The sequence below is a fragment of the Litorivivens sp. genome (genome assembly GCF_041625495.1).
Classification (GTDB): Bacteria; Pseudomonadota; Gammaproteobacteria; order Pseudomonadales; family Spongiibacteraceae; genus Litorivivens.
This window is the reverse complement of record NZ_JBFJTH010000140.1, coordinates 1-10,186: the sequence shown is the minus strand read 5'-3', so window position 1 is coordinate 10,186 and position 10,186 is coordinate 1. Positions and strand designations below refer to the sequence as shown.

Here is a 10,186-nt window from a genome sequence, read left to right as displayed (position 1 = left end):
TTTTTCATATTTCTGATAACCTATTTTTATCTAATAGGGGATCACCGCCATGGACATTCACAGCCTCAAAGCGTTCGTTACCATCGCCGAGCACCGCTCTTTTTCCGATGCCGCTGAAGTCCTGCACGTAACTCAGCCGGCTATCAGCAAACGCATTCACAATCTGGAGGCGCAATTAGAACACCGCCTGTTCGACCGGATTGGCCGCAAAGTTACGCTCACAGAAGCAGGGGAAGCACTACTGCCGCAGGCGCGCGCCATATTATTAGCCATGGCCAATGCTGAACGCAGTGTGCACGACCTTAGCGGCAGCGTGGGCGGAAAGCTTTCTATGGGTATTTCGCACCATATAGGCCTACATCGCTTGCCACCGGTGCTGCGGTATTTTACCCGCACCTACCCCGAGGTTAGGCTAGACATCGACTTTATGGATTCCGAGCAGGCTCACGACATGATTCTGCACGGTGAACTGGACCTGGCGATCATAACGCTATCGCCAGAAAAAGAACCCAACCTGGAATCCTTTGCAGTCTGGAACGATCCGCTGACGGTCGCAGTAGCGCTCGATCACCCGCTGGCAAACAAGCGCGCGGTAACACTTCAGCAGCTGCAGGGTTATACCGCCATCCCGCCTGGACTGAGTACCTATACCGGGCAAATTATCAAGCGCCTGTTTGATGAGGCTGGTCTAAAAATGGATGTAGCGATGTCTACAAACTACATGGAAACCATCAAGGTAATGGTTAGTATCGGGTTGGGTTGGAGCATTCTTCCGGCGACACTGGTTGACGACAGCATCAAAGCCCTCGCCCTGCAAGGGCATAACCTGCACCGCACGTTGGGTTGCGTACATCATCGCAATCGCAGCCTGTCTAATGCTGCACAGGCCTTTATTGCTGTCCTGCAAAATGGCCCTCTCGAGTGAGACTTGCCAGTGTCTCTGGGGTGTCGATATCAAGATAGATACCCGGATCGTTTACAGTAATACGCTCAACACTTCCAGCATACTTGCGCAGTATGGATTGCGCGCCCTGCTCCCCGTCCAACGCGGCCAGGTTGACAAAATAATCACAACCAAACACCACAGGGTGCCCCTCTCGACCATCGGCCACCGGACGACGCAGCGTATTACTCGTCGCATTCTCAGCCAGCGCGGTCAGCGTCTCCAGTTTCAACAGCGGTAGATCTACCGGTAGAATCATCAGGGCCGAAAAATTTTCGCCGACACTGGCCACCGCCTCCGCGATACTGCTACCCATGCCGCGCGAGGCGTGTTCAAGCATCAACGGTTGTGCACCGGGTGTTTGAATGGCCTCCCCAGAGCGAAGTGTCACAAAGCACGGTAAACCACTGGCCGAAACCAGCGACAACATCCGGTTCAGTAACAGTTGCCCGCCGGGTAGACGCGCAAATCGCTTATCGCTGCGAAAGCGCCGGCTCGCACCCGACGCGAGAAGAATAATGCCAACGCCGCTGCTGGTCACAACTTACACTGCGCCTTCAACTGCACCAGCTCCGCCATAATAGCGACCGCTATCTCCATCGCCGATTTACTGCCAATCGGCAACCCGACTGGCGCGTGTAAACGTGCAATCTCGGACTCGGTAAGGTCCAGCTGCAATAGCCGCTCGCGGCGCTTGGCGGAGGTGCGTTCGGACCCCAGCGCACCTACATAGCGCGCCTGTGACTGCAGCGCTTCCATCAACGCCATATCATCTATACGCGGATCGTGTGTCAGCGTAATCACCAGGCTGTGGGCATCTGCCGCCCGCTCACGTACAACATCGTCCGGCATGGCGCAGACGGTCTGCACGCCGGCAACCTCCCATTGCGCTATCCGATCCTGGCGGGGATCACAGACGGTGACCGCATAATTCATTGCCGTGGCCAACTCGGCGATGCAGCGCGCCAATTCATTGGCCCCCACCAACAACAAGTGCCGCATAGGCCCAAAATCTTGCTGAATACTCCCTTCCTGGCGCTCCAATGGTTCCGTCAGGTCAATGGGGGCAATTTGCCATTGCCCACTGGCAATCGATACCAGACGCCGCCGACACCTACGCTGCCGCAATGCCGTTAAGATCTCCCGCATTGGCGCTAGGTGATCGCTACTCAGTGGCTCAATCAATACTTCCAGCCGACCACCACAGGGCAAGCCCAGGCGCTCGTTTTCTTCGGGCGTCACGCCATAGGGATGAATCAGCGGGTTGTCATGTGCCAACTCACCGCCCCGCACTTTTTCCAACAGATCGTCTTCAATACAACCACCGGACAGCGAACCAATTAGCTCGCCGCTTTCACTCACGCCCATCAGAGAACCTAATGGGCGCGGAGAGGCGCCTACGGTCGCTACGATAGTGCAGAGCCAGCAGCGATCGCCACGCTCCAGCCATTCCAGCACCCGTGCAAATACGATCTCATCTACTGTTTTCACGCGTGATCATTTCCTTCAGACAAAAAAAACGCCGCTTAAAGCGGCGTTATAGTGTAGCGGAGATTTTAGTACCAGCGGTAAGACGCCTGAACCGCAATGCTGCGCGGACGACCGATAAAGCCGTAGTGGCTCACGGCGCCGAAAACACTATTGGACAGCGGAGTATCGTTGGCGTAGTTAACGACCTCTTCGTCAGTCAGGTTTTTACCAACCAGCGCCAGCTCCCAACCGTCTTCAAAGTCAGCCAGTGCCAGACGACCGTTGACTTGGGCGTATGCATCGCGCTCCTGAGTCGGGTCAAGGTTTTGCGTGGGGTTGTAATCGCCGGTAAACACGATATCCAGACCACCGCGGAACTCCAGACTATCTGCAACCTGAGTGGTGTATACCAAGCCGATGTTACCGGAGTAATCCGCCACATACTGGTTGGTCTCGCCGGTGAAATCGCACAGACCGTCGCCATCTGGATCTGCACCATTACGCACCTGAACATGGTTACACTGACCGTTCTCGAAGTCGGTAAACTCGAAATCCAGGAAGGCCAGAGCACCGGTCATCATCAGTTTTTCAGTCAGAGCCATACGGCCGTCCAACTCAAGACCCATGGTCTCTGCTGCACCGGCGTTACCCACGTTAAAGCCCAGCGTACCGTCGAAGATACTGATCTGAAGGTCGTCAAACTCGGTGTAGAACAAAGCGATATTCAGCTCGGCTGCACCATCAAGCAAGGTGGTTTTGGCACCAAGCTCGATACTTTGTGACTTCTCTTCATCGTACTCGAAAGAACCGATCAGTATTGTACTATCCGCCGGGTTTCCTGGGTCAGGCGCATTTGCTGCCGGAGATGCATTGGAACGCGCATCAAAACCACCTGACTTAAAGCCTTTGCTCCAGGTTGCATAAGTCATCGCCCAGTCGTTCATATCCCACTGCAGGTTGATAGACGGAGCGAAATTGGTTTCCTTGCGATCGCCTTCCAGATTGTGGCGCTCAGCAGAAAAGTTGATCGCAACGACACTGTCGATCTCACCTTCCGGCTTACGCTCGCCAGTGCGATTGTTTACAAAGTCGAGTGAACGCGAACCTTCTTTTTCCTCAGTCGTGTAGCGACCACCAACGTTCAGGCGCAACGTGTCGGAGAGGTTGAATGTCAGCTGCAGGAAGGCTGACCAAAGTTCCGTGTCAGTAACAAAGCTACGGGGAGTACCGAGCTCACGAATCTCGTCGCCTGCATCACCCGGGCCATCCGTCGGTCGACCCAACGTGCCACCCGCGGCAAGGTCGCCCAAGTTGATCAAATCAGGTAGCACATCACTGGTAACCAGGATCGAGTCGTAAAAGTCCAACTCACTTTTATGGTAGTAAACGCCACCGATGTACTCCATAAACTCACCAACTGGCGAGGTTATGCGGAATTCTTGGCTGAACTGGTCGTATTCTTCTGCAAACTCAACCTTGAATACTTCAGCACCGGTAAAGTCGCAATCACACAGCTCTTCATACTCGTATGACATAATGCCGGTAATGAAGGTTAACGTATGCTCGCCCCATGCGTAGTCCAGATTCATGGTGAAGTTTTGGGTTTCGTTGTTACTGAAATCACCATTGGACGAACGTTTGTAGTCTAGGGTGTTGTTCAATACCGAAGAATCGGCATCAACAGTGAAAGGGTCAATAATCGGCAACCCGGTTACCGTGGTATTGTCCAAAATCTGCGCGTAGGTTCGGCCTGCGAAGAACGGCGTGGTCGAGGTTGACGGGTTGTCATTGATAATTTCAATCTGACGACCGGTAACATCAAACTGGCCCACCTCAAATTTGAACATGGCCTGCAGATCGTCTGTCGCCGCCCAATCCAGAATCAGTCGGGCAGTGCCTTCGTCACGCTCAGGCTCGTCGCGATCCAGCGTCAGGTTTTCAATATACCCATCCATATCGCGCTTACGCAGTGCCAGGCGAGCGCCCAGGCGGTCTGTGAGCGGCCCAGACAGGACCAAATCAACGGTAGACTCACCATGGGTTGGCTCATAGAGACCGGAAACCAAGCCTTCGAATTCCATGCCAGGACGTTGCGAGTGCAGACTCAAAGCACCTGCTACGGAGTTCTTACCGAACAGGATATTCTGCGGCCCGCGCAGCACCTCTACCCGCGCCAGGTCAAGGAACGGCGCACGTGATAATTGGGCGCGGCCATAGCTCACACCATCAAAATACATACCGACCGACTGCTCGAAACCCTGGTTGATACCCGAACCGATACCACGCACATAGATATTGGTACCAATGCCGGTTTCTGACATGGTCAGGTTGGGCACGTAGGCCTGGAGATCTTCAATTTTGTCGATGCCGGCTTCCATCAGTTTTTCACCAGACACCGCGTTAACGGAGACGGGAACATCCTGCAGACTTTCGGCACGCAAGGTGGCGGTTACGATTACTTCTTCGAGCACTGCGGCACCCTGCACGCTGCCAGCGGCGATACCCGCTACCAGCGGCAATAGCGCGACGCCATGCCGAAACCGTTGTTTATTTTTCATTGCTTCCTCCCAGACTCACAAACGAGCAGTTTTTAATCAATTATTAACCCGGTGCTGTCGTTTTTGTATTACACACGCTCTTGGGTCAGTTTAGCTAATTTTTTACAGATTTCATGTAGATAAAGCCAATATTGCACATTTATTTACACTATTGTCATGACAAATAGGTGTAACTACGTACTCATCACAGGCAACCTTCACCACCGGTAATTGAATTGCAGAGCAACACTGCGTGGCGGCTCCAGAAAGCCATAATGGCCCTTGGTTTCAAAAATGGTATAGGCCGTTGGCGTATCACTGGCATACATCACGATCACCTCATCGGTCAGGTTCTTCGCTACGAGCGCCAACTCCCAGGTTCTATCAATGGCTGCGATCGCAGCGCGGCCGTTGAATTTAACATAGCCATCCTGAACCACCGTAGGGTCCAGATTCTGCGACGGGTTATAGTCGTCGGTAAAGATCGCATCCAAACCCAGACCGATACCAACTTCTGCACTGATCGGGCGCATGTACGACAACACTAGATTTCCAGCGAAGTCGGCCACGTACTGATTAGTCTTGCCGGTATAGTCACAGTTTATGCCGTCGGGTGAATTCGGCGTTTGCCCCGCCAGACACTGACCATTTTGAAAATCATCAAACTCAAAATCGAGAAATGCCAGCGCACCCGCCAGCATCAGATACTCCGTTAGCTGGATGCGGCCATCAATCTCCACCCCCTGCGTGGTTGCGCTCGCAGCGTTACCCACGTTAAACCCAAGTGTGCCGTCAAAGATACTCACCTGCAAATCGTCGAACTTGGTACGAAACAAGGCGGCATTCAGTTCAGCAGCACCTTCAAGCAATGTCGACTTAAAGCCCAGCTCGACGCTGGTAGCCTCTTCTTCTTCGTATTCAAAGGTACCGATAAGCACAGGGCGCTCTGGGCGCGCGGGATTAGGCAAGGCGCCCGGTGGCAGCGGCACAGGCTCTGCCGATGGCGACGCATTGGAGCGAGCGTCATATCCGCCGGATTTGTAGCCTCGACTTATCGTGGCGTACACCATGGTGTCATCATTCATGTCCCACTGCAGGTTCACCAACGGAGAGAACTGGGACTCGCTACGACTCCCCTTCAGATCGTGGCGCTCGGCCGAAAAGCTCACGGCAGAAACGGTATCCGTTTCACTGAAGGGCCGCTCGTTGAAATCGAGGTCACCAAAGGCAAAATAACGCGAGCCTTCTTTGGACTCTCTGGAGTAACGTCCACCGACGGTCAGCCGCAACTGTTCGGTCATATTCCAGGTAGATTGCAAGAAGAGCGAGTACAGCTCGGAATCGCTGGTAAATGTCCGCGGCGAGGTAAGATTAGCTATCGCATTACCGGCGTCGCCAATACCCGCAACTTCTTCCGGTGAGCCGCCCAGCGGATTAGGGTCATTATCGCCCCGCGCCCCGCCTTCTGTAGCATCCGCAGCATTGAGCAGCTGAACGATCAAGTCAGAGTCGACGATGATACTGTCGAAAAAATCGAGCTCACTCTTCTGAAAGTAAAAACCACCGATAAATTCGAATGGTTCTCCGGCAGGTGAAATCCAGCGAAATTCCTGACTGAACTGGCTATAGTCTTCCACCAGCGACACCTTAAAGCCCTCAGCGCCGGTGAAATCGCAATCACAGAGGTCGTCGTAGTCGTAGCCCATAAATCCGGTGATTGAACTGAACATGTGCTCGCCGCGCAACCAATCGGCGTTAATGGTTAGGTTCTCTGTGTTGTTCTTACTAAAATCGCCATTAGATGAGCGCTTGAAATCCTGATAATTATTCAAGACTGAGTCATCGGAATTGATATTAATCACCAAGCCCGACGGGTCACTGGTATTGTTCAATATCTGACCATGGGTACGCCCGGCAAATAACGGGTTGTCGCTGCTTGAAGGGGAATCGTCGATAATTTCGGCCTGCCGACCAGTAACATCAAAGCGCCCTATCTCTGCCTTCGCGCTGACCGTTATTTCATCGGTGGCATCCCAGACAAATTTTAACCGGTAGGTGGCTTCCTTGTACGCAGGCTCGTCGCGATCCAGCGTAAGGTTTTCGATATAGCCGCCATAGTTGCGCAAGCGCGCAGAAAAACGATACCCAAGCGTATCACTCACCGGGCCGGACAAAATCAGGTCAACCACTTCCTCTTCGAACTGAGGCTCATACAAGGCTGAAAAAGAGCCTTCGAACTGATCTGCCGGTTTGGCAGTGTGAATACTGATTGCACCGGCAATGCTGTTTTTACCGTAGAGGATATTCTGCGGGCCACGTAGCACCTCCACCCTGGCTAGGTCGAGGAACGGCGCACGCGCCAGCTGAGCTCGCCCATAGTATATGCCGTCGACGTACATACCCACCGATTGTTCGAAACCCTGATTGATACCCGAGCCAATACCGCGAATATAAATTGAGGTGCCGATGCCATTCTCAGTCATCGTGAGGTTGGGAATATAGGCTTGCAGATCCTCAATTTTGTTGAGGCCAGCGGACATAAGCTTTTCACCGGAGATAGCGCTCACCGATACCGGCACATCCTGTAGCGATTGCTCGCGCAGCTGGGCCGTAACTATGACCTCCTCGAGAATATGACGCTTCTGCTCTGCAACCACACCACCGGCGGTAGCAATCAGTAATGCAAACGCACCAATATTCACTCCCTTCATGCGACTGCCCTCAATATTTTTATTAATCTAAAGGCCTACCACCGATAACTCAATTGCAGTGCAAACGTACGCGGCGGATTGACAAATCCGTGATGCGTCGCCGCTTCAGTGATGGTGTAAGCGGTTGGCGCATCTACACCATAAACGATAATTACTTCATCTGTTAGGTTTTTTCCCAACAGCGCCACTTCCCAGTCACCAGCAATATCTGACAGCGACAACCGGGCGTTATACACAACATAACCGTCCTGCTTGATGCGGTCGTCCAGGTTGGGCGACGGATGGTATTCATCGGTAAAGATTGCATCCACATTGGCACGCAACATCAAACTGTCCAGAACCGAACGCTCATAGGCCAGCAGCAGGTTGCCGGAGTAGTCGGCGACATACTGATTGGTTTTGCCACTGTAATCGCAGTTGATGCCGTTCGGGCTGTCCGGCGTCTGGCCCTGGATGCAGGTGCCAAAGGGGTGATCTACGAATTCAAAGTCGAGAAAAGCCAGTCCCGCCGACAACATAAGATGCTCGGTCAAACCCACGCGACCGTCAAGCTCCAGACCTTGGGAAATCGCGCTGGCCGCATTGCCAACATTGAAGCCCAGCGTTCCGTCGAACACACTGACCTGCAGATTATCAAACTCGGTTCGGAACAGAGCCGCGTTCAACTCGGCCACGCCACCAAACAGGCTTGATTTGAGACCCAATTCGTAACTGGTGGCCTCTTCCTCCTCGTATTCGAAAGTACCGATCAGTACAACCTGGTTGGCCACAAGGGCGTTCGGGTTACGCGGCGTCGGCTCAGCACTGGGCGAAGCATTGGAGCGAGCATCAAAGCCACCGGATTTAAAGCCTCGACTGGCGGTGAAATACGCCATCGCGTCAGAAGAAAAGTCCCACTGCAGATTCACTAGCGGCGCAAACTGGGTTTCAACGCGCTTGCCTTCCAGATCATGGCGCTCCGCAGCAAAACTCACCGCCGCCGCTGTATCAGACTCGCCTATTGGCCTGATACTGAAATCCGGGTATGCAAATTCAAGCTTACGACTGCCCTCCTTCTTCTCCCATGTGTAGCGGCCGCCGAAGGTCAATCGCACGTGGTCAATCACATTCCAGGTCGCCTGCATAAAGGCTGACGCCATGGTCGAGTCGCTATTGAAATCGCGAGGCGAGCGGAAATTGCGAATCGCATTACCTGCGTCGCCGATACCCGAAACTTCTTCCGGACCACCAATCCCGCCTGGATCGATGTCGCCGCGAGCCCCGCCTTCAGTGGCATCGGCCGCGTTGACCAAATCTGGAATAATGTCAGAATCCACACGGATGGAGTCGTAGAAATACAGCTCACTGTAGTGCAAGTATGCGCCGGCTATAAACTCCCAAGACTCCCCTACCGGCGAAATCCAACGCATTTCCTGGCTGAACTGTTTGTAATCTTCGACAAGATCAAGCTGAAACAACTCGCCACCGGTAAAATCGCAGTCGCAGTCCTCTTCGTAGTCGTAAGCCATGTAGCCGGTTATAAAGGAATACTGGTGACCATCTTGGTACCAATCGACGTTCAGCGTCACATTCTGCGTATTGTTATCGCTCCAGTCGCCATTAGAGTGGCGCTTGTAATCCGCCTCTACATTGCGAACACCAGGATGGGAATCGATATTTACCACGCCTGGCACTTGCGTCTGATCAAGGATCTCGCCGTACGTACGACCAGTAAAAAACGGCACATCTGAGACGGAAGGCGAATCATAGATGATTTCCGAATGGCGCCCCACGATATCGAAACTGCCGTGTTCCAGCTTTAACGAGGCAACCAGATCGTCGCTGGCATCCCACAGCAATTTAAATCGATAAGTTCGCTCTTCGCGGTTTGGCTCGTCTCGATCCTGCACCAAATTTCGAATATGGCCGTCGTAATCGCGAATGCGGGTAGCAAAACGGTATGCCAGGGTATCGTTGATCGGGCCTGACAGCACCCCATCGAGAATCCGCTCACCAACCTTGCCCTCCCATGTGGCCTGAACATAGCCTTCGAATTCCTGGGTGGGCTTGGCCGTGCTTATATTAATTGCCCCGGCAACGCTGTTTTTGCCAAGCAGTATATTTTGCGGGCCACGCAAAACCTCTACTCGAGATAGATCAAGAAATGGCGCGCGGGCTAATTGGGCTCGACCATAGGAGATTCCGTCGACATACATACCCACCGACTGCTCGAAACCCTGATTTTCGCCTGAACCAATGCCGCGAATATAGATATCGGTGCCAATGCCCGATTCGGACATGGTGAAATTAGGGACATAGGCTTGCAAATCCTCGATGCGCGACAGCCCGGCTTCCATCATTTTGTCGCCGCTGATTGCACTGACAGAAACCGGCACATCCTGAAGACTCTGCTCGCGCAGTTGGGCGGTTACAACGACCTCCTCCAAAACTGCCGCACCAAAACTGGCTGCACTAACACCTGCGGCCAAACAAAATACGAGGGGAGTACGATTAACGGAAAAGCCATGCGGTAACGCGTCGAGCAT

Annotated in this window: 6 protein-coding genes; 1 reads left to right on the top strand and 5 read right to left on the bottom strand. The window is 53.3% G+C overall.

Features of this window, described 5'->3' with window-relative positions; all coding sequences use genetic code 11:
* Positions 1-49 precede the first annotated feature (49 nt).
* Positions 50-925 (top strand): LysR family transcriptional regulator, encoded by an 876-nt coding sequence (locus ABYP39_RS14385; protein ID WP_372747834.1) that lies wholly within the window; start codon positions 50-52, stop codon positions 923-925.
* On the opposite strand, the gene ABYP39_RS14380 is transcribed toward ABYP39_RS14385, so the two are convergent.
* The 5 genes from ABYP39_RS14380 to ABYP39_RS14360 all read right to left on the bottom strand — a co-directional run bounded on the left by ABYP39_RS14380 (position 891) and on the right by ABYP39_RS14360 (position 10,186).
* On the bottom strand, positions 891-1,484 hold the full coding sequence (locus tag ABYP39_RS14380; protein WP_372747833.1) for an NTP transferase domain-containing protein: 594 nt from the start codon (positions 1,482-1,484) through the stop codon (positions 891-893). The two genes, ABYP39_RS14385 and ABYP39_RS14380, sit on opposite strands and share 35 nt — an antisense overlap.
* The gene (locus ABYP39_RS14375; protein WP_372747832.1) at positions 1,481-2,434 is read right to left on the bottom strand and encodes an XdhC family protein; all 954 of its coding nucleotides are present in this window, start codon (positions 2,432-2,434) and stop codon (positions 1,481-1,483) included. The genes ABYP39_RS14380 and ABYP39_RS14375 overlap by 4 nt, the downstream gene beginning before the upstream one ends.
* A 65-nt stretch (positions 2,435-2,499) precedes the next feature.
* The gene (locus ABYP39_RS14370) at positions 2,500-4,971 is read right to left on the bottom strand and encodes a TonB-dependent receptor (protein ID WP_372747831.1); all 2,472 of its coding nucleotides are present in this window, start codon (positions 4,969-4,971) and stop codon (positions 2,500-2,502) included.
* Between the two features lie 197 nt (positions 4,972-5,168).
* Positions 5,169-7,661, bottom strand: coding sequence for a TonB-dependent receptor (locus ABYP39_RS14365; protein WP_372783189.1), 2,493 nt, complete (start codon positions 7,659-7,661; stop codon positions 5,169-5,171).
* Positions 7,662-7,696: 35 nt separating this feature from the next.
* Complete coding sequence (locus ABYP39_RS14360) at positions 7,697-10,186, bottom strand: TonB-dependent receptor (RefSeq protein WP_372783187.1); 2,490 nt, start codon at positions 10,184-10,186, stop codon at positions 7,697-7,699.

What these genes read in the sequence shown, in the direction of transcription:
- ABYP39_RS14385 (WP_372747834.1), top strand. Translation starts at nt 50, where the DNA reads ATGGACATTCACAGCCTCAAAGCGTTCGTTACCATCGCCGAGCACCGC.
- ABYP39_RS14370 (WP_372747831.1), bottom strand. Translation starts at nt 4,971, where the DNA reads ATGAAAAATAAACAACGGTTTCGGCATGGCGTCGCGCTATTGCCGCTG.
- ABYP39_RS14365 (WP_372783189.1), bottom strand. Translation starts at nt 7,661, where the DNA reads ATGAAGGGAGTGAATATTGGTGCGTTTGCATTACTGATTGCTACCGCC.
- ABYP39_RS14360 (WP_372783187.1), bottom strand. Translation starts at nt 10,186, where the DNA reads ATGCTCGACGCGTTACCGCATGGCTTTTCCGTTAATCGTACTCCCCTC.